The organism is Microcoleus pseudofavosus SVA1_A4 (genome assembly GCF_036700565.1).
GTDB lineage: Bacteria > Cyanobacteriota > Cyanobacteriia > Cyanobacteriales > Microcoleaceae > Microcoleus.
Genome location: NZ_JAUBPE010000101.1, coordinates 1 through 19687, shown reverse-complemented (window position 1 = coordinate 19687; position 19687 = coordinate 1). Strand labels below are relative to the sequence as shown.

The window sequence follows — 19687 nt, the reverse complement described above, 5'->3', positions numbered from 1 at the left end:
TTGAGCAACAGCTTGCCTGAGCTTCAAAGGTGGCTACTTTTAGCTGCGCTCATTTTTTAGTCTAAACTACAGTAATTTAAGACAATCTTCTCGATCTTCATCTATTAAAACAACAATTTTCCCATCAGGCGGAAGCCATGCTTGATAACCTTTCAAACGGTCAGGCAATTTAGCAAGTAAATCTGGTTTTCCTCAAAAAACATGAATCTTAGAGCTAACAGTCGATGGCAAAATTTTGGGCAAAAGCTGGATCAAAGCTGATTCTAGGGATGGTTCTTCCACTAAAAACTCAAGATGCAAAATGCTCACCTTCTCTTTATTTTAAGTTTAAAATTATTGCGGTGCACCCGCATTTTTAAGCGGATTTCCCACATCAAAGAAATCTTCCATCCACAGCGAACCCAGTAATGCACCGTGTTCCATAAATTGTTTGACTCCCTGCATATCTGCGGTTTTTTTTGCTTGAGTAAAACCTTTTTCATCTCGATATAACACCCATAATTCCTCTGGCTTCAAACTATCCACAAAAAATGGAGAATGGGTTGTTACCATTAATTGAGTATTAGCAGAAGCAGCACGACATTCTTGTGCTAGTTCGGGCAACAAGCGCGGATGTAGATGATTTTCTGGTTCTTCTATTCCTACTAATTGGGGGGGACTAGGATCGTATAATACTATCAAATAAGCTAAGAGCTTTAACGTACCATCGGAAGCAAATTTTGCCAGAATAGGATGAGAAAAAGGAGCATCTTTAATTTCCAACAAAAGTCTGCCATCCTGCATGATTGAGGCTTCGACTTTTTCGAGGCGGGGAATACGACCGGAAAGGGTTTTTAGTATTTCTTCTAACCGTTGGGGATGTTGTTCTTTTAGGTATTGGATAACATTGGGTAAATTGTCGCCAGTGGGAGATAATCTTTCCTGTGCACCTGCTTCGGTAAGGCTGCGGGTATGATCTGCGGTTAAATATGATAAATACCAGCCTGTAATAAAACGTCTTAATGCGCTGACGCGGGGATGTTTGGCAAATTGTCCTAATGTATTTACTGCTAAAAATTCAGATGATTCTAGTTTTTCTGTTATCCTTTCACCTTCTTCATCAGGACTTTCGCCACTAATGACTTGTCCTTCCCCTTTTTTGAAGTCTAAAAAACGAAAGGGTTTTCCTTTTCCAGATTGTCCGCGCCTCCAATGCAACCATTCTTCAGCAATGAAGGGACGATTATTTTCTTCATCTATAGCGAGATGATAAGTAATTAAAGGCGAGTCGGATGTCTCTCGATATTTTAATTCAATGATAATGCAGCCTTCGCTGTCTCTGGTACGTAATTCTCGAAATCTGCCCCGTCTATCCCAGGCTTTTCTGAGGCTTTCGGTGAAACATTCGGATAGGAAAGCGAAAACATCGAAAATAGTTGACTTTCCGCTACCGTTGGGGCCTAAGAAGACAGTTAAGGGGGTAAGTTTTTTGAGTTCTAGATTGTGCAAAGCACGGTAATTTTGGACTTTGAGATATTCTATACGGGGAATATTTTTCATCATTTCACCTCCTCAAGAATAATCTCGGTTTTTTTTATCCTAATTTCTCCACTGATTGATTGAGTCCCGCAGCACTTAAATAATACCTATTTAACTAACCGCGAAGACGCCAAGAGCACGAAGGAAGAAAAGAGAAGAAGAAAAAACTAAAGTCCTGACTGCGAACTTAATTTAACCGCGAGACCAATTACTGCTGATTCCGCAGTTTAGGATTGACAAACTCATTCAATCCTTCTCCCACCAAAGACAATCCCACTACCATTAAAGTCATTGCTAAACCGGGAAACAATGCTGTCCACCAAATGCCAGTAGGTAGCGCATCTAAAGCTAAACGCAAGTCGTGTCCCCATTCGGGAGTTGCTTCGGGAAGCCCTAATCCGAGAAATCCCAAACCTCCCAATGTTAATATTGCATCGGCAGCGTTGAGCGCAAACAGCACAGGTACGCTCTGAATCACATTCAGAAACAGGTAGCGCGAAAGCACTGTCCAAGTGTCAGCACCCATTGCTCGCGCGGCTTCGACAAATAATTCGGTTTTGACGCTGGCGGTGTGATTCCTGACGACGCGGTAGTATTGAGGGATGTAGGAAATGCTCAGGGCGATCGCAGCATTCAAAACTCCTTTTCCCACTACAAACGCCAGAGTCAAAGAAAGCAGCAGCCCCGGCAAAGTATAAATTGTATCCATTAAAAATAACAACACTCGATCGAGCTTACCGCCCAAATAACCGCTAACCAAACCCAGCGGCACACCGATAAACAAACTCAAAGCAGTGGCTAAAATCACCACTTGCCAAGCTGCCCGAGAAGCAAACAGCGTGCGGGAAAAAACATCGTAGCCGCTGCGGCTAGTACCAAACCAATAAGTCGGCGACGGCGGTTCGTGGATGGGGTTAATCAAAGCATCAGTAGGATTTTGCAGCCATCCCCAAGCTTGCATAGCTGGAGACAAGGTGGCTACCAATATAAACACGGCAGTTATTGTCAAACCTGCCCACATCATTTTCATGGACAGGCTTGACGGTGAGGCACTGTTGAGAAATCGCGGCAGTCGGAGGCGGCTTTGAGCCATAATGACGATCGACCTATATAAGACTTTTAGATTTTAGTAGGACTCAGGCGAAAAAACCCGGAACACTCAAAAATCCTCTTTCTTATTCGCCAAACACTCGCGAGAAACCGGGTTTTTTCGCGGGATGCAGCTAAAAAAAAATCGGTTTCTCCCCTGCACGGGACTGGCGCGCAGGGGAGAAACCGGGTTTTTGGCAGGCGGGACGCAAGTCGAGTTTAGGTTAAATCTCTCTTGGCGAATCTCAAATCTCAAATCGATCGAATTCCTACAAATTACTGGCAATTAACTCGCGGTACTGGCTTTTTGGCTTAACTCCTTTGATCTCAGCTACCAAATCTTTGTCTTTGAAATACTGAATCGTCGGCGTACCAATCACGCCAGCATTTTCAGCAACTTCTGGATCTTCTTCGATGTCGATTTCCACATAGTGGATTTTGCCCTCGAACTCATCTACTACTTTGCTCAAAATCGGCTTGAGGCTGTGGCAAGGACCGCAACTCGGAGCAGAATATTTGACCACAATCAGTCGATCGCTATCGTGAAACAACTTCCGCAGAGCATAACCTCCTTCGTGGCGCGTGTCTTGGATATCAAAGTTCTCGCTGGTTTTGCGAACTTTTTGAGCTTCCGGCGCTGCTGTGGGTTGCTCGGATTCCTGGGTTTGATGGAATTCCTGCGTTAAACCGTTGACTGACAGCCAACGTTCTGCCACCATCGCCCCCATACAGCCGCTACCGGCCGCGGTGATTGCTTGGCGAAACTCGTGGTCTTGCACGTCGCCGACGGCGTAAACTCCCTCGACGCTGGTTTCTACCGAACCGTGTTTGGTAGCGATATAGCCTACTTCGTCGAGTTCTAATTGACCTTGGAACAGTTGAGTGTTGGGAGTGTGACCGATCGCGTAAAACAATCCTTTCACCTGCAAATCGCTTTCGGTGCCGGTCTCGATATTTCTAATTCTCACTCCGTCCATTTTTGCGCCCGGTTCGCCCAAGATATCGACTGCTTCGGTGTTCCAGTGCACGGTAATTTTGGGATTGTTCAGCACTCGGTCTTGCATGGCTTTGCTGGCGCGCATCCGATCGCGCCGCACCAGCATATGTACGTGAGAGCCGTATTTTGTCAAATAAATAGATTCTTCCGCTGCGGTATCGCCCGCACCGATGACAGCTAAGTCTACTCCTTTAAAAATTGGGGTAGCGCCGTCGCAAATAGCACAGGCCGAAATGCCGTGACTCCAAAATACGTGTTCGCTAGGCAGCCCCAGCCTTTTCGCCGTCGCGCCTGTAGCGATTACTATCGTGTGGGTTTTGATTTCTCTATCTTCCGATCGCACTGTAAACGGCCGCTGGCTCAAGTCTACATAAGTTACATCTTCTGTGTATAGTTCCGCACCCCAGCGCACTGCTTGAGCTTTCATCCGATCCATGAGTTGCGGCCCGGTGATGCCTTCGGGGAAGCCGGGGAAGTTTTCGACTTCTGTGGTTGTCATCAGTTGACCGCCGGGGATGCCTCCCATTTGGTAGCCTTCAAAGACTACGGGTTTCAGGTTGGCTCGACCTGCGTAGATGGCGGCGGTGTAGCCTGCGGGGCCTGAGCCGATGATGACTAGGTTTTCTACGGTTTCGTTGGTCATAGCTATTTAAGTGAACTCATAACGACTTCGTTTTATTAATTGTAGCAGAGTTCTATCGAGTTTGGTTTGATGCCCTTGTGCGATCGAGCATCTGTATCTATTGTTGAGGGTCGATCGGCCTTCGGGACAACTCCAGCTTATTTTATAAGCAAAAACAATCTAAAAGTTGATTTAGTTTTAAATGTTCGATCTATTTTGACCGCTGAAATCTTAAGCAAATCTAAAGATGACCAAAATTATTGACTTCATTCTCAATTATTTTACCTATTTACTTGCTTTGAGGCTTGTGGTACGATTTTCACAATCCAGGGGCATTATGACTAATTTCACTTTTTGACGCTGAAACCTACTTAATTCATAAAATTAGCAAACTCTTCAAAAGTAATAAGTACAATTTTTTATGCAAAATCCGCATTTTATGGTTTAAGACTTGTAACGGAGATTTTGCCTAATTTGACAAAATACAGTATTTGTGGTATGTAAGGTGGGATCGGGGGGAAATTTAGAAGGAAATTTTTAACCGCTTCGGAAGCACGGGCGGGACGCCCGTGCCACGATAAACATAGAATTTTGTAATTGTGTCTAGATGGATAAAATCAAGATATTGTTTGTGTGCAGCCAGAATAAATGGAGGAGTTTGACTGCCGAGAAAATATGCGAGAAAGTTAGCGGCTACAGCGTGCGATCGGCTGGAACGGAAAAAGGTGCAAGAATTAGAGTAACTGAGGGTCTTGTCGGTTGGGCGGATTTGATATTTGTGATGGAGAAGAAGCATGGCGATCGACTCCGCAGCAAATTTCCCGAAAGTCTCGAAGGCAAGAAAGTTATTTGTCTGCAAATCCCGGATAATTACCAATATATGGAACCCGAGTTAGTCGAGCTTTTGCAGGCGAAACTGAACCCCTATATGGAAATGCCCGATAACGAGATAAATTTTATGCAGCGAGTTTTGGAACCGGAAGTGATGGATTCCTTGGAAGAGGCGATCGAATACGATTCGATGGACTTTACTGAGGTTAATGCTGCTTTTGCTCAGAGTGCTGCGGCGTTGGGGCCGGTTTTTGGAAACGTTTTGGATGCGGGGACGGGTACGGCGAGAATTCCGATCGCAATTTCTCAACTCCGGCCAGCATGGAAATTGACTTGCATCGATTTGTCGGCAAATATGCTGAAAGTCGGGGCAGAAAATGTGGAAAAGGCTGGCGCGCGATCGCAAATTAGTCTCGAATTAATTGATGCTAAGGCAATGCCTTATCCTGACAGTTATTTTGACATGGTGATTTCCAACAGCATCATCCACCATTTGCCCGATCCGCTGCCGTTTTTGCAGGAAGTAAAGCGGGTGTTGAAACCGCAGGGAGCAATTTTTTTTCGGGATTTGCTGCGGCCGGAAAAACCGGAAATTAGGGAGAATTTAGTCAAGCTGTATGCGGCAGATTGCAACGCGCATCAGCAACAGTTATTCAGCGATTCGTTGCAAGCGGCATTTGCGCTGGATGAAGTTGAGGAGATGATGCAAAATGCCGGCTTGGATGGGCTGAGGGTTTACGAATCTTCGGACAGGCACTGGACGGCGGAGCGGGCTTGGTGCGAGACTTTGTAGAAAGGGGACGATCGCCCGATAACATTTCAAATGAGAATAGAAGCGATCGCGCCTTTCCAGCAATGGGCCGTACCGTTGCGCGATCGCTCGGATCGAACACGACTATTAGGCGAGCCTCCGGCAGTAACTGTCGCAAAATGCGGATCTGACCGTCTGCATCCGACCAACTGCGAAACCGACCCACGACGCTTCTTTGTAAATTGGGAAGCAGGCGAACAATAATCCAGGAATTCAGACGCTGTTTGTAAGGCATAATCGATTCATGCTCCTTTCCAAAGGGGTATTACAGCCAGTCCTTGTACTTTCCACGGTTCTGGACTGGCTATTAAACATATTGTCTAATCAATTTATTGTTTAGTCAAGATGCTTAAGCATCTTATATAAAAAATGTGCGATCGAGGATATGCCGAAAAAGCCCGTTCCGCGACCTGAAGATGAGAAGTCGCATTTGAAGAAGCTCAGGGAAGAACTGGAGATGAGTCAGGAAGATTTGGCGCGAGAGCTTGGCGTTTCGTCGCAAACAATCAGCCGTTGGGAGTTGGGAAAGAACGTACCCACGTTCACAGTCAAGCAGATGAAAGCTTTGGAGAAATTGCTGGCTAGCATCGGCAGGTCGATCGGGGACTTGCCAGACAATCTGTGATGGAAACGATGACTTTGGAGAGGCGAGCGCCAAGACTGTAAAATTTAAAAGGGCGATCGATGTCGAACATCAGGTTTGCTTGTTCGCTCCGGCAACGACTTAAAGAGCTACTTTAGGCTTAGGGCAATGGAATTACGCGGCGCATCAAATTGCCACTAATGCCTTCATCCAACCACTCAAGTACATCGGGTTCCCAGTAAGCCGTTGCTAGTGGCAACCAACCAAGAAAAGAGCCTGTTCCACCGCAAATGGAGCATCCGCCATCTCCGCCTCGGACTGTATGTTTGTCGCTAATTATCTCGCAATCGTAAGGATTTTGGGCGATGTGGAGTCCGAAAAGGTTGGGCTGCAAGTGGAGTTTCCAGTCGGCTCGATTGTTAGTTGGGTAGAAATCGCTAGGACTGAAGTCTCCCCAGCGAAATAAAGTTGTGCTTCCTGCACCGCAGGCATACTCCCATTCGTCGAAAGTTAGCAAACGGACTCCTTCAGCCGCCAATTCAGTCGCAATGTCTTCCTGCGTCTTGCTAATAATTTGCCAAGCCGCAACCGAACCATCCTTACCGCGATCGAATCCGTATCTATCGCTACAATTAACACTGGAACTGTCGGGAAAATCTTGTAATAAATTCTGGATTTTAAGTTCCTCCGAACTAATTGCCTCAAGACCGATTTTTGTTGGTTGAATTTCTACAAGCATCGGGGCAATTGTCACCTTTCGAGAGGGTGTAGTGACGCTTTGTACGTAAGAGTAGATGTCTCGATCGATCCCGTACTCTTCAGCACTCTTTTGAAACGATTCTATTTGCTCATCTGTCGGGCGAAAGTTGCGGGCTTCGCATCCGATTTGGACTTCACTCCCTGGCATCAGAGAAAATAAAGCTCCTCCATACTCGAAAAGGCCAATATAGAGTTCGCGGCCACCACAATGGTAAAGTTGCAAACCTCTAAAAATTATTGGCTGCGGCAGATATGCTGCTAATTCCTCTGAGTATCGATATTTTTGTTCTTCGCTCAAGTTTTGCCATTCCTGCAATTCCATAAGCCAAAAGTTCCTGAACTGAAGCTTCTCTACTTATCTAATTTGATAGTACCTAAAATTGTCCGATCGCGCCCTCGGTCTTTAGCTTGATAAAGCGCGCGGTCTGCCGCTGCAATCAAGTTTTTTTGTGCTGCGGACGATCGAGGAACCGTACTCGCTACTCCCAAACTCAGTGTAACACAAGAACACACTGGCGATTTAATATTTTCAATTTCAAGTTTTTTCACCCAGACTCGAATTTGCTCTGCAATCAAGACAGCAATTTCGGGTGAAGTTCGAGGCAAAATTACCGCAAATTCTTCGCCTCCGTAACGGGCTACCAGCGTCTCCCCCGAAACTTCGCCTGCTGAGTAATTTACGGCTTCCAAAATAGCTTGGGCTACCTGCTGCAAGCAAGCATCTCCGGCCTGATGTCCGTAAGTATCGTTGTATCCCTTAAAAAAGTCAACATCGCATAAAATTAAAGATAGTTCTGCTGCTTCTTCTCCCAATTCTTGCCATTCTTTCTCTAAGTATTCGTTAAAACAGTGGCGGTTGGCAACCTGAGTTAAGCCATCTGAGTTGGCAAGGCGATACAATTCGGAATTAGCTGATTTTAATTGAGAATTAGCGGCTTCTAATTCGGATTGTGTAACAGATAAATTGTAATAAAGTTCGCTAATATACCAAGTAGCTTGTTGGTGAATTTGTGATAAAGCTACCAACACTTGATGCACGTCTAACAATCGGTAAGCTTGAGGTTCTAACTGCACAACAATCGGCTCGTAAAGCTGTTCCGGCGACCGCTGCAGGGCTCGCTGAGCTGCCATGACAATTAAGGTGGCTCCTGGTAAAATCAAAATATCGGTTTGAGTTATTTGATACAAAGCCATAATCGGTCTGCAAGCAAATATATCTACTCCGTAAGGGCGGCTCATGCGTTCCATAAATCGCCTGCGCGAGATCATCCCTAAAAATTCGCTATTTACGGTCAAAACAACTCCCGGAAGCAGCGGGTGAGCTTGAAATAACCTAGCTACTTCTTTGGCGAGATATGAGGATTCAACTTGAAAATTGAATACAGCTAGCTCCTTAAGAGTAGACTCTAAAGTTAAATTTTTAGGTAGTTTTTCAGTCGAGTTAAAGGGCGCGATAAATTCAACAAACACAGCGCAGATCCGCATAAACAATAGAGCAGCAACAAAGCTAGTGTTAGCTATTAACTTATGTTAACATTTATTGATGAGCATTGGCTGTATTCCTTACTACACTATTTATTTCAGGTGATAAGCTGCTGCGTTAGTTTCGGCCGTGCCTGCATTCCATTAATTCATCCTCACTCAATTAGAGATTGATTGAATTATTTACTCGATTTTTTACTGTTGGCTTTTTGCGTCGTAAAAAAAACCGGTTTCTGTGCCAGTCCTCAACTCATGCGTGGCGCACAAAAAACTTAAGAAACCGGATTTTTAAACCGGAGTCGAGGCTGTAACGAGGTTTTGCGTAAAAAAACGCGGTTTCTGCCCCTGTCCTCAACTCAAAACTCAAAACTCCCTCACCACCCCCAAGTTCCTGGCCCTCCCTTAAACGGGCCGACAATATCTTTGGTAATCCAACCACCATAAAAACTCCCTTGTTGAGCTTGCACTAATTCCCCATCCACATAACAGGCATCCATTAAGCTCGGATAAAAAGCCACATAATCTTTAATAGGCTCAAAGACTTGTATGGGATTCGGATAAAACCAAGCCGCATTCGCTACTTCTTGTTCTCCCACCGTCACAGTGTAATAACCGGCTTGTCCCTTCCACTCGCACCAAGAACCCCGTGAAGTTTTGTGCAAATATTGCATTTGGATGTCTTCAGGAGAGATATAGTAGAAAGGAGGGTGACTTGTCTCCAATACCCGCTGAGGGCGGCGCGTGTCGGCAAGTGTCACTCCATTAAAAACTATCTGTACGTGTTTGGTCAATTCCTCAAGGCGAGGGGGACGCGGGTAATCCCAAACAGACTCTTGACCGGGGCCGGGTTCTATTCGATCGAAGTTCACTTGCACAATCTCCCCTGCAAAAAACAATTAGCGACTTATCATTACAATTTAATGTACCTTTAATCTAGTCGCTGCTTCAGACAAAACTAGCTTTTCTCAACTCTCGGTAATATGAGTATTCGCGGCATAGATGTTTCCGACTATCAGCCCAATTAACATTGGGCTGATAGTTGCCCGTGGAGGCATTCTCTTGAGTTTTGTCAAATCGACGGAAGGTGCAACGTTAGTTTCCCAAACTTTCGCCCGCAATTGGGCGGCCGTGAAAGCGGCGGGGATTCAACGCGGTGCTTATTACCACTTTTTTCGACCGGCAAGCAGCTTCAAGGACAAATAGATTTGTTCCTCAAAACTGTCAAACTCGATCCGGGAAATTTGCCCGCAGTCTTGGATTTGGAAACTACAGGCGGTTTGAGCGCGGGTGAATTGTGCGATCGAGCCGCAATGACAGAATTATCTGATAAAGTTATAGCCAATATCAAGGTTTTTTAATTTTATTAGCAAAAGTCCAGGGCCGTGCCGAGTTTGTAAGCTGCGCCGAAAATAGCGCCTTGACTCAAATTACCCGCGATCGAACATTTAAAACTAAGCGGGCAGCCTGTAACAATCATATCTATGGAAATCCCCTTTAACATCACCCTGTTGATGGTCATGACCGTCACCTGTGGTATCAGCGCTCAAGTTCTCGCCGCTTATCTGAAAGTTCCGGCGATCGTATTTTTACTGCTCTTCGGCATTTTAGCAGGCCCAGACTGCTTGGGACTGCTGCACCCAAATTTGCTGGGCAGCGGTTTGGAAGTTATGGTCTCCCTTTCCGTAGCATTAATTTTGTTTGAAGGCGGCTTGAATTTGGAATTGCGAGATTTGGGCAAAATTTCCGGCAGCATCCGCAATTTAGTTACAGTAGGTACTTTAATTACCCTAATTGGCGGCGGAATGGCCGCGCACTGGTTGGGAGAATTTCCCTGGCCGATCGCATTTTTGTATGCTTCTCTAGTAGTCGTCACAGGCCCGACAGTCATCGGCCCTTTGCTCAAACAAGTTTCAGTTGACAAACAAGTCGCCGCTTTACTAGAAGCAGAAGGCGTTTTAATCGATCCTGTCGGGGCAATTCTGGCGGTATTGGTGCTGAATATTATTTTGAACGGCAATGCTGACTTGCTGGTCTTGTTCCGAGATTTAATCGTGCGCCTTTTCGTTGGCGCAGTCGTCGGAGTTGCGGGAGGATGGTTGCTGGGATTCATTCTCAAGCGATCGAACTTTCTCTCAGAAGACCTCAAAAACTTAGTAGTTTTAGCCGGTTTGTGGGGATTATTCGGCTTAGCAGAAGAAATCCGCAGCGAATCGGGACTGATGGCAACAGTCCTCTCCGGCATCGTCCTCAAAGCCGCTGCTGTCCCGGAAGAAAGGCTGCTCAGAAGGTTTAAAGGTCAACTCACAGTCCTGGCTATTTCCGTGCTGTTCGTGCTGCTGGCAGCGGATTTATCCCTCGCTAGTGTGGTCGCCCTCGGTTGGGGAAGTTTGTTTACAGTTTTAGCTTTAATGTGGATAGTCCGGCCGATCAATGTGTGGTTGTGTACTTGGAACAGCGGACTGAATTGGCGGCAGAAATTATTTGTTTGTTGGGTAGCGCCGAGGGGAATTGTCTCAGCGTCGATCGCATCTTTATTTGCAATTTTGCTCACCCAGCGGGGAATCAACGGCGGCGACTCGATTAAAGCCTTAGTTTTCCTGACAATTATTATGACAGTTTTCGTGCAGGGGCTGACAGCCGGACGGATGGCTCAACTGTTAGGTGTCACCTCAAAATCTGTAACCGGTGCAGCAATTGTGGGGTCAAATCCTTTGAGCAGATTAATTGCTCGCTTGTTTCAAGAACGCGGAGAATCGGTGGCAATTATCGACACAAACCCGGAAGCTTGCGCACAAGCAGAACGAGAAGGTTTGCGGGTGTTTTTGAGCAGTGCTCTCGACCACAGCGTGTTAGAAGAAGCCGGACTCGAATCGATGGGAACTTTTTTGGCAATGACTAACAACGGCGAGGTAAACTTAGTATTAGCTCAGCGAGCAGCCGAGGAGTTTGCACCGCCGAGGGTTTTGGCAATATTCCCCAAAGACCCGCAAGCAAATACGCCTGCAAATCCGACTAAAATCAATCAAGCCTTTGTCTCCGATTTGTCGCTGAAGGATTGGAACGAATATTTGAGCGACGGCGAAGTAAAATTGGGGGAAACTGAGTTAAAAAGTGAGGGATTGCAGTTTCAGATTGCTCACTTGCAAGCTTTGGTTCAAGCCGGGGAATTGGCGCCGCTGCTGCTGGAAAGACAGGGATACTTGCAAGTAGTGTCAGCGGTCGAGATTTGGCAAGCAGGCGATCGAATTATTTATTTGCTGTACGATCCGACACCGAAATTGTTGAAAAGATTGTCTGGTTCGTCGCAGTCTTGCTTGACTTTGGAAAAGCATCAGGTAGTTGAGAAAGTGCCGATTCCTTCTCCGGTTTTAGAGCAGGTTTTGGAGGAAACGGAAATAGCAAAGGATGCTAAAGTTTTGCAGCCACCAGTTTCGCGATAGGAGCAGTATCCCCGATCGTACTCTGTAATCTGCTTGTCGCGATCGTGGTTCTGCTTTCCTCGATCGGCATAAAAATACAGCAGGTAAATTGACCAGACTATAGCGGTGTTCAATTTACCTGATATAATAATGATGATTCTTCAATTAGAAACTACCGTGTGATTGCGAGCGATCGGATTGAAAATGTAACCGTATCCTTGAGTAGTTTTAATGAAATTCGCCACTGCGGCATCGACTTTAGCCATTTTCCTGCGAATCAGACTGATATACACGTCCACCACTTGCTCGTCTCGTGCGTCATTGCATTTCCATCCCCAAACTTTTTCGATTAGCTGTTGGCGACTCCAGGCTTTACCCGAATGAATGGCTAAAAAATGCAATAGCTCAAATTCTAAAGGTGTGAGAGCTAAAGTTTTCTCTTTCAATCTCACCTCTCTACTCATTAAATCGATCGCTAGTTCACCGAAGACAAGATTGCGGACGGGGGCGTCATCCTCTACAACCAGAATTTTGGAAGTTCGAGCGGTAGATATCGTCATAATTTTTGACTCTATTGCGAATATTTCAAAGTTCAAGAAAGCGAGTAACAGTCTTTTAATTAGCCCTTAGATATCCCCTTGCCCCATTAATAAAGAGGGGAAGATGGTTCAAAGTCCTCCTTCTTAAGGCAGGACTGTTTCAATTACAAACTACCTTGTTACTCCGAGCGCTCGGAGCGAAAGTGTAACCGTATCCCCGAACAGTTTGAATAAAATTGGGAACAGCGGCATCAACTTTAGCCATTTTCCTGCGAATTTGACCGATATGCACGTCCACCACTCGCTCTTCGGTTGCATAATTGGATTTCCACCCCCAAACTTTTTCGATTAGCTGTTGGCGGCTGCAAGCCTTACCCGAATGAGTTGCCAAAAAACACAATATTTCAAATTCTAAGGCTGTCAGCGTTAGAATTTGCTCCTTAAATCTCACCTGCCTACCCACTAAATCGATCGCTAATTGACCGAAGATAAGGTTGGGCGGAGCGACGGATCTCGCCCGCCTCAACAAGACTTCAACTCTCACTGCCAATTCTTCAAGACTAAACGGTTTGCAAATAAAATCATCGGCACCTGCTTTCATGATTTTAATCCGATCTTCTTGGCCAGTGCGGCTGCTCAGAATCGCGACTAAAACATTAGTTTGATTCTGCATTTGTTGGCAGAGTTGATACCCAGTTGTGTCAGGTAAATTCCAATCCAATATCACCAGGACTGGGTTGAATTCCTCAAAAATTTCGAGAGCAGTTTTGCCGTCTGCCGCAACTTGTACTTGATATGTCTGGTTCAAAAAGCGGTAGACGAGAGTGCGGACGGGGGCGTCATCTTCTACAAGCAGAATTTTGTAATTTTGACCAGCAGATATTGTCATAATGTTCGACTCTCTTGTTAGTTAATGGTGTCAAGTTAGGAATTGTAGGTTCAAACTAGGTTGTAATTAGATTCATTCTTTACTTAAATCTTAAGCAGCTCAGATCGAAAAATCATTCGTTCTACCCACAGAGTTGATGAAGTATCAGGTGCAAACTTGATTGCGGGAAAGTGCAACGTATGTGAATATCAGGACTTACGCATTGGGAGGTAATTCTGTCATTCTGAGTGAAACGAAGAATCTCCAGCCCTATAAAAAGTTAAACCGATATTCCGGCAGGGGTTAAAACCCCTGCCTCAAAGCGAAAGTCCTCGCTATGAAAACCCAGAAGAAAAGTCCGGGTTTTCCACCCGCTTTATGATTCGGCGGTTGAAACCGCTACTAGACACACGAAGTCTGCCTCCGCAGACTAAGAAATAAAGAGGGTATTTAAGTCAGATTTGGTATTAGTCCTCATAGCGATGACTTTCGCTATAAGCCCCGTGGAATTCATTTCCTGGCGGACTACCGGGTGGGAGGACTGGGCAATGGTTAAACTCTGCTGTCCATACTCGATCGCTTTGGCATAATTGCCCAGAGATTTGTAAGCGATTCCCAAATTGCCTAGTGCTGTCCATTCTCCGTCGCGGTCTTTAATTTCGCGGGCAACGGTTAAACTCTGCTGTCCATACTCGATCGCTTTGGCATAGTTGCCCAGATAGCGGTAAGCACCTCCCAAATTGTTCAGTACCCCACCCTCCCCTTCGCGGTTTTTGAGGGCGCGATAAATTTGCAGTGCCTGTTGCCAAGAATTCAGCGCTGCTGGGAATTGGCGAGTCTGAAATTGTTGGTTGCCCTGCTGCCACAGCCGATCGCCCTCTGCTTCACTCGCATCGATCGCCCCAGCAACAACCGGGAGTGAGAAATGCGGAGGAATGTAAAAGGCAACAGACAAAAAGCAACAGGCTAGGGGAAAGAGAAAGCCCGATCGCACCTTACGATTACTGGATTTGAGCAGTTTTAGGGAGAAAGGCTGCATGGGATTTTAGGGTTTGAGTTGCGGGGGTTGGCGCTGTTGTTCGATCGCCCTAATTTGTCGCAATCGCTCGCTCCAGTCTTTCAAAGGTTCGGCTTCCGAACTAGCAAGAGCATCTAGCAATTCCAGCACAGCCGCTTGGTTTTGAGAAGTTTCAGAAGCTTTGCGCGCTTCGGCGATCGCGTCATACCACAGCCCAGACTCCGCATACAGGTCGATCCGCTGTTGGGGAGTTTGCGCCGCTGCAAGTTGAGTCTGCAACGACGCCGCAGACCCAACAACTTGGATTTCTGCAGCCGCCACCACATTGCTCGAAGGATCATCCGGATCGCAGACCAACACCACTTGCCACTGATAGGATTGCCCGATCGACAGTTGGGGCAGATTTGAAGGCAAAGCAACCGACATTATTCCCGGCTGACTCTGCATCTCGGTTCTGTAGAGCAGTTGTCCCGTAGAGCTGAACAGGCGGAATTGCAGCGGGCGAGAAGTGCGATCGGGTACAAACCAGGTAAAAGTGGGATGCCCAGAAATCGTCTCTCCCACATGGCTAAACGGCACTAAGGCAGTCAATCTCGCCGATGAATTACCTTCACAACCGCCGCTGCGAGTGGTATTCGTCCCCGTTTCTTTCGGTTTAGAAGGGTTATGAGGAGGAGTGTATTTTGCCAGCGCTACAGGAGCGAGAGAGAGCGAAACACTCAGCATTAAACTCGCAATGCCGGCAGAGTAAATGGTTCGACGCTTCAATCCGTGAGTCATCGTCTCAATCCCCTCTGTAACTATTTCTACAGTAATCAACAATACACAAACAGAATAGAGGACTGCCCACAAGCTTCGTTTGCGGGAAAGCGCAAAGATATATCAATTTGGATCGGAATGATTTAACCGCAGAGAGCGCAGAGAACACAGAGGAAGAGAAGGAAGAGATGAATACAATATAGAGGACACGGCTCTTGGAGTGTCCCTACCGAAAATAATATTGTAGGGACACGGCACTGCCGTGTCCTAATTTTGGCTAATAATTCGGATGCTAACTCTCAGGAACCAATTACCAGAACCAGCGCCGTTTGGCTGACCAAGTTAACTCGCACACTGTCCCCCTCGGTACATTTGGGTAGCGCCGAAATGTTCCCCCTAATTGTTTGGCTAAATTGTTTGCCAATTGCGTTCCTAATCCTGAAGGTTGGAGTTTAGAGTTTAGATATTGAGTTGTCTCCCTGTCCCAGTTCGTTTCACCGGAACTCAGCGCTTCTGCGTCAGACGGGTTCCCCCTGCCATTATCCGCCACCCGAATCACCTGCCGATCGCCTTCTTGAGTGCAAATTACGGTCAAGCGAGTGGCTTCGATCGCGTGTTTCCCCACATTGCAGAGCGCTTCTTCGAGAAAGCGGCAGAGTCCTCGCTTGTGTTCCAACCGCAGATGCGAGGTGTTCAAGGCATCGAACTGCACAATTTTGAATCTGATCGTTTTGAGGTAGGGCAGTTCTTGTTCTAGCGTGTTGCAATAGACCTTGTAGAGCAATTCATGCAGCGGGGCCTGCAGGGCCAATTCGATCGCGCTTCCCATGCGAAGATGCGGTTCATCCGCGATCGCATCTCGCTGCACCGATCCGTAAACTGCCCGTAATTCTTCATTCAGGCGTTGCAACTCCGGTAGAAATGGTGGCGGTGTTGCTAGTTCTTGAGCGGTTCTCAAAATTCCCACCAATGTTTGTAAAGGCCCGCTATGAATCGCGTTAAAGGTCTGCTCGATCGCAAATTGACGTTCCTCCAACCGCAGTCGGAGTTCCTGTTCGTGGCGATAAAATAACGCTGCCATCAAGCCAGCCCCATTCAACACCAGCACCAACAACACAGGTACGATCGGCACCCACCACCCCAACAGAATTAACCCGTAACATATCCCGATCGGGCTGATAATGGCGATTAAGAACCCCAACAAAATTTTCCAGGGCGATCGCAGAAATCGCCCCAAACTCATCCCCAAGAGTCCCCAGACCCCAATCCAGAGCATTTCCCAGCCATCCGCCCAAACCCGAAGCAACGATCGGCGATCGAGCACCGCGCTCAGGATCTGGCTGGTGGCGTGGGCCTGCATTTCGACTCCGTAAATCCGTCCGGGATTGATGCCTGCGATCGCACCTGAACTTGCCAAATCCTTCGCACTAAAAGACATGATCCCAATCAACACAATTTTGCCTCGAATCCAATCCGGGTTGACCTGTCCCGATTTGATTTGCGAGAGAGAAAGCACGCGAAACGGCATTGTCCCGCTGCGAACATTCAGCAAAATCTGGTTGCCGCCTGCATACGCCCCCACATATCCGCCAGAATTGGGTTGAAGCCTGGTTAACTCAGTATTACCAAACCGGAAGGCCTCCGAGTCGTGGATGCCATTTTCTAGCTCAATGCCTTTTGTCGCGAGATAGCGTTCCGCCAGTCGCAGGGGAAACGAAAAACGGTATTGCTGCTGGGAATTGTGAGTGCCCAATAAACTGCGGCGCTGATAGCCGTCGGCATCCAGAACGGTATCTGCAAAGCCAATTTGTTCTGGTGGTAGCGCGGGCGGAGGTGCGACGATAAAGCCACTGCGATCGTGCAGAGCAATCTCCACTCCGATCGTATTCTTGCTGCTGCGAAACACCGATGTCAGTTCCGCATGACCGGGTTCAACCGGAATATCGCGGACAATATCCAGCCCGATCGCGATCGGTTGATAGGCCTGCAAGCGTTTAAGCAAATCGGCAATGTCGCGATCGGGAATCGGATAAGTTCTGGCGCGTTGAATATCTTCCTCGGTGATACTTACGATTACAATCCTTTCATCCATTGGCTCAGGGGGACGCAGCCGCAGAAATCGATCGAGCGTCACCAACTCCCAAAACTGAAGCGCACCGGTCAATCGAGCGATCGTCACAGCGACAATCACCATCGCCCCTGGAAGCCCTCCTCGTCCCCAAGTCGTGACATCCGCTTTCACTGCTTGCCATCGATCGCGCTTCACTAATCAATTAATCCTTCTTCTCTAGCTCGCACTTCCGTTTGAATCCGCAGGTTCTTACGATCGTCAGGATACACCTCTAGCACATCTCGAATCTTAGTCCAGTAATACTGCACGGTGCGTTCAGAAACATTCATCCGTTTGGCGATCGCAGTATCCTGTAAGCTCTCGTGAAAAGCAAATTGCAACACCTGCATCCAGGCGGGTTTGAGTTGCAGCCCGTTGCGGATCTCTCTGGGTGTATAAATCCGCTCGTGCAGCGCCCAATCAACCATTGCCAGCAAGTCTTTCATCGGCTGGCTCTTATCGACAACTGTGAAGCCGCCCATGTGATTGTCGATCGACGGTTTCAGCCAAACTAAAGTCCGAACATGGGCACTCTGCACCACAATATTTAGACTCGGATACTGCTCCATCAACGTTTTGAGGAGTTGAAGCCCTGAATTCGCTTGAGCCGTTTCGCCGATCGTCTCTGGCATCACCAGATCCACAATCACCAAATCCGGGGTCGTCTGCGCTATTTGCTGAAGGGCTGCCTGAGCAGTCGAAGCCGTCAGAATGTCTGCCTCTGGATATTCTTGCTTCAGAATGTTAAGCGTGCCACCTAACACCATCGCATGGTCATCCACAACTAAAAATGTTCGTTTCTCCGGTTGAGGTAAAGTCTGGGGCATAGTTGATTCGTTGCCACACAACATCGTCAGTTTAGGTAATCCGTCAACCCATTTTAGATTTGGGATTTACGATTTTAGATTTGAGATTTGTGACCTAGTTGAAACTAGGGGGTTTAAACCGCTGAAATTCTCATTCAAAATCCCAAATCTCAAATCTAAAATCGTCTCGGTCATCTTCTTACAATAGAGTAATTACCTGGCTCCCGTCCTGCATCTGTCCGCCAACAGGGGTTGTGGATGTCCGCAATGAGAATTGCGCTAAAGCGCAGTTCTATTATAATCTATCTGTCGAAGCAGGAAAAAGGAGGATTTTATGGCAGCAGAAGGCTCGTATCAGGCGAACACGTACAATCTGGAATTGGAGGGAGAAATCCAGCGCTTAAAAGCTCAAGTTCTCCTCAGTTGGGAAAAGGAAGCGCGCACTTTAAAGTGGTTCGGTTTAGCCGACGGGATGAAAGTTTTGGAAGCGGGTAGCGGGCCGGGATTTTTTACCGAAAAACTGTTAGAATTGCTGCCAAACAGTTCGGTAACAGCGGTAGAAATCGATCCGGTACTGCACGAAAAAGCAGTAGCATATTTGCAGGACAAAGGGGGCGATCGAGTAAATCGCATTCAAGCATCGGTTGCGGATACTGGTTTGGCGGCTAACACTTTCGATTTTGCGATCGCCCGTTTGCTGTTCGTTCACCTCCCCGATCCCGTCGCAGCAGCTAGAGAAATATTCCGCATCTTGAAGCCAGGGGGAAAACTGGTAATTATCGATAGCGATGCGGATCTGTTTTGGCTGACAAATCCACCCCTATCAGTCCAGATTGTCCGCGAGAAATTCAAGCAGGTGATGACATCGCGGGGCGGCGATTTATCCATCGGGCGAAATCTGTGTCGCATTCTCAAAGAAGCTGGGTTTGGTAGCATCGATCTAGAAGCGGTTGTCAGCCACAGCGATATCATCGGAATTGAGGCGTTTCAACCTTTGCTTGACTCCGGCCCCATTTTGCAATTGGTCAAACAAGGGCTGATTTCAGAGTCGGAAATAGCCAGCTATTTGGTTTCGCGGGATGAGTTTGTCGCTGCGGGCGATCGGTTAATGATGAGTTTTTGGTTGATGGCTTGCGGCGAAAAAACTCAATAGACATCTCGAATAACTTTCAAGCAACGGAGGACACGGCGAAAGCCTTTGTCCCTACCCCAAAATAATCGTAGCACGGGCTGCAATATCGCCCGCCCGGAGCGATCGCACCAGATGTAACTATCGCCAAATTATATCATTCCGGCTGCGCCGGAATGATATAGAGGACACGGCAGTGCCGTTTCCCTACCGCGATTAATTGTAGGGAAACGGCACTGCCGTGTCCTGATTTCGGGTAATATTAATTCCGATATAGCAATCCTAAATGAGTCGTAAATTTTTTACCCCACCCCAACCCTCCCCTTAGTAAGGGGAGGGAGTAAGAA

Annotated in this window: 18 protein-coding genes; 6 read left to right on the top strand and 12 right to left on the bottom strand. The window is 47.1% G+C overall.

Features of this window, described 5'->3' with window-relative positions; genetic code table 11:
- Positions 1 to 333: 333 nt before the first annotated feature.
- The 3 genes from QUA02_RS29820 to trxB form a co-directional block, all read right to left on the bottom strand.
- The gene (locus QUA02_RS29820) at positions 334 to 1542 is read right to left on the bottom strand and encodes an AAA family ATPase (protein ID WP_333033167.1); all 1209 of its coding nucleotides are present in this window, start codon (positions 1540 to 1542) and stop codon (positions 334 to 336) included.
- Between the two features lie 184 nt (positions 1543 to 1726).
- On the bottom strand, positions 1727 to 2611 hold the full coding sequence (locus QUA02_RS29815; RefSeq protein WP_333033166.1) for an ABC transporter permease: 885 nt from the start codon (positions 2609 to 2611) through the stop codon (positions 1727 to 1729).
- Between the two features lie 265 nt (positions 2612 to 2876).
- Positions 2877 to 4247 (bottom strand): thioredoxin-disulfide reductase, encoded by a 1371-nt coding sequence (gene trxB / locus QUA02_RS29810; RefSeq protein WP_333033165.1) that lies wholly within the window; start codon positions 4245 to 4247, stop codon positions 2877 to 2879.
- Between the two features lie 586 nt (positions 4248 to 4833).
- Here trxB and QUA02_RS29805 point away from each other — a divergent pair.
- Together QUA02_RS29805 and QUA02_RS29800 are read left to right on the top strand one after the other, a co-directional pair.
- Positions 4834 to 5850 carry a methyltransferase domain-containing protein gene (locus QUA02_RS29805; protein ID WP_333033164.1) on the top strand — a complete coding sequence of 339 codons (1017 nt, stop codon included), beginning with the start codon at positions 4834 to 4836 and terminating at the stop codon, positions 5848 to 5850.
- 403 nt (positions 5851 to 6253) lie between these two features.
- Complete coding sequence (locus QUA02_RS29800; protein WP_333033163.1) at positions 6254 to 6493, top strand: helix-turn-helix transcriptional regulator; 240 nt, start codon at positions 6254 to 6256, stop codon at positions 6491 to 6493.
- Between the two features lie 118 nt (positions 6494 to 6611).
- On the opposite strand, the gene QUA02_RS29795 is transcribed toward QUA02_RS29800, so the two are convergent.
- From QUA02_RS29795 to QUA02_RS29785, 3 genes are all read right to left on the bottom strand, one after another.
- Positions 6612 to 7532 carry a hypothetical protein gene (locus tag QUA02_RS29795; protein ID WP_333033162.1) on the bottom strand — a complete coding sequence of 307 codons (921 nt, stop codon included), beginning with the start codon at positions 7530 to 7532 and terminating at the stop codon, positions 6612 to 6614.
- Between the two features lie 29 nt (positions 7533 to 7561).
- Positions 7562 to 8680, bottom strand: a complete 1119-nt coding sequence (locus QUA02_RS29790) for a diguanylate cyclase (protein WP_333033161.1) — start codon at positions 8678 to 8680, stop codon at positions 7562 to 7564.
- 386 nt (positions 8681 to 9066) lie between these two features.
- A complete protein-coding gene (locus tag QUA02_RS29785) occupies positions 9067 to 9561 on the bottom strand; it encodes a DUF427 domain-containing protein (protein WP_333033159.1) in 495 nt (164 codons plus the stop codon).
- A gap of 130 nt (positions 9562 to 9691) precedes the next feature.
- On the opposite strand from QUA02_RS29785, the gene QUA02_RS33760 reads away from it, so the two are divergent.
- From QUA02_RS33760 to QUA02_RS29775, 3 genes are all read left to right on the top strand, one after another.
- Positions 9692 to 9895: a GH25 family lysozyme gene (locus tag QUA02_RS33760; protein ID WP_445305221.1), complete on the top strand. Its 204-nt coding sequence runs from the start codon at positions 9692 to 9694 to the stop codon at positions 9893 to 9895.
- Positions 9896 to 9897: 2 nt separating this feature from the next.
- Entirely contained in the window at positions 9898 to 10050 is a 153-nt protein-coding gene (locus tag QUA02_RS33755) for a hypothetical protein (protein WP_445305220.1), read from the top strand.
- A gap of 123 nt (positions 10051 to 10173) precedes the next feature.
- Positions 10174 to 12132 carry a cation:proton antiporter gene (locus QUA02_RS29775; RefSeq protein ID WP_333033158.1) on the top strand — a complete coding sequence of 653 codons (1959 nt, stop codon included), beginning with the start codon at positions 10174 to 10176 and terminating at the stop codon, positions 12130 to 12132.
- A gap of 140 nt (positions 12133 to 12272) precedes the next feature.
- Here QUA02_RS29775 and QUA02_RS29770 read toward each other — a convergent pair whose 3' ends face one another.
- The 6 genes from QUA02_RS29770 to QUA02_RS29745 form a co-directional block, all read right to left on the bottom strand.
- On the bottom strand, positions 12273 to 12671 hold the full coding sequence (locus QUA02_RS29770) for a winged helix-turn-helix domain-containing protein (RefSeq protein ID WP_333033156.1): 399 nt from the start codon (positions 12669 to 12671) through the stop codon (positions 12273 to 12275).
- Positions 12672 to 12810: 139 nt separating this feature from the next.
- On the bottom strand, positions 12811 to 13539 hold the full coding sequence (locus QUA02_RS29765; protein WP_333033154.1) for a response regulator transcription factor: 729 nt from the start codon (positions 13537 to 13539) through the stop codon (positions 12811 to 12813).
- Between the two features lie 409 nt (positions 13540 to 13948).
- A complete protein-coding gene (locus tag QUA02_RS29760) occupies positions 13949 to 14557 on the bottom strand; it encodes a tetratricopeptide repeat protein (protein WP_333033153.1) in 609 nt (202 codons plus the stop codon).
- Between the two features lie 6 nt (positions 14558 to 14563).
- The gene (locus tag QUA02_RS29755; RefSeq protein WP_333033152.1) at positions 14564 to 15358 is read right to left on the bottom strand and encodes a DUF928 domain-containing protein; all 795 of its coding nucleotides are present in this window, start codon (positions 15356 to 15358) and stop codon (positions 14564 to 14566) included.
- A gap of 247 nt (positions 15359 to 15605) precedes the next feature.
- Positions 15606 to 17561: a sensor histidine kinase gene (locus QUA02_RS29750; protein ID WP_333033151.1), complete on the bottom strand. Its 1956-nt coding sequence runs from the start codon at positions 17559 to 17561 to the stop codon at positions 15606 to 15608.
- On the bottom strand, positions 17561 to 18232 hold the full coding sequence (locus tag QUA02_RS29745; RefSeq protein WP_333033149.1) for a response regulator: 672 nt from the start codon (positions 18230 to 18232) through the stop codon (positions 17561 to 17563). The genes QUA02_RS29750 and QUA02_RS29745 overlap by 1 nt, the downstream gene beginning before the upstream one ends.
- 313 nt (positions 18233 to 18545) lie before the next feature.
- Between QUA02_RS29745 and QUA02_RS29740 the strand changes: the two genes are divergently transcribed.
- Positions 18546 to 19364: a class I SAM-dependent methyltransferase gene (locus tag QUA02_RS29740; RefSeq protein ID WP_333033148.1), complete on the top strand. Its 819-nt coding sequence runs from the start codon at positions 18546 to 18548 to the stop codon at positions 19362 to 19364.
- Positions 19365 to 19687 lie beyond the last annotated feature (323 nt).

Excerpts from the sequence above, each read along its gene's own strand:
- QUA02_RS29820 (WP_333033167.1), bottom strand. The coding sequence starts at position 1,542 with ATGATGAAAAATATTCCCCGTATAGAATATCTCAAAGTCCAAAATTAC.
- QUA02_RS29815 (WP_333033166.1), bottom strand. The coding sequence starts at position 2,611 with ATGGCTCAAAGCCGCCTCCGACTGCCGCGATTTCTCAACAGTGCCTCA.
- trxB (WP_333033165.1), bottom strand. The coding sequence starts at position 4,247 with ATGACCAACGAAACCGTAGAAAACCTAGTCATCATCGGCTCAGGCCCC.
- QUA02_RS29805 (WP_333033164.1), top strand. The coding sequence starts at position 4,834 with ATGGATAAAATCAAGATATTGTTTGTGTGCAGCCAGAATAAATGGAGG.
- QUA02_RS29800 (WP_333033163.1), top strand. The coding sequence starts at position 6,254 with ATGCCGAAAAAGCCCGTTCCGCGACCTGAAGATGAGAAGTCGCATTTG.
- QUA02_RS29795 (WP_333033162.1), bottom strand. The coding sequence starts at position 7,532 with ATGGAATTGCAGGAATGGCAAAACTTGAGCGAAGAACAAAAATATCGA.
- QUA02_RS33760 (WP_445305221.1), top strand. The coding sequence starts at position 9,692 with ATGTTTCCGACTATCAGCCCAATTAACATTGGGCTGATAGTTGCCCGT.
- QUA02_RS29775 (WP_333033158.1), top strand. The coding sequence starts at position 10,174 with ATGGAAATCCCCTTTAACATCACCCTGTTGATGGTCATGACCGTCACC.
- QUA02_RS29770 (WP_333033156.1), bottom strand. The coding sequence starts at position 12,671 with ATGACGATATCTACCGCTCGAACTTCCAAAATTCTGGTTGTAGAGGAT.
- QUA02_RS29765 (WP_333033154.1), bottom strand. The coding sequence starts at position 13,539 with ATGACAATATCTGCTGGTCAAAATTACAAAATTCTGCTTGTAGAAGAT.
- QUA02_RS29760 (WP_333033153.1), bottom strand. The coding sequence starts at position 14,557 with ATGCAGCCTTTCTCCCTAAAACTGCTCAAATCCAGTAATCGTAAGGTG.
- QUA02_RS29745 (WP_333033149.1), bottom strand. The coding sequence starts at position 18,232 with ATGCCCCAGACTTTACCTCAACCGGAGAAACGAACATTTTTAGTTGTG.
- QUA02_RS29740 (WP_333033148.1), top strand. The coding sequence starts at position 18,546 with ATGGCAGCAGAAGGCTCGTATCAGGCGAACACGTACAATCTGGAATTG.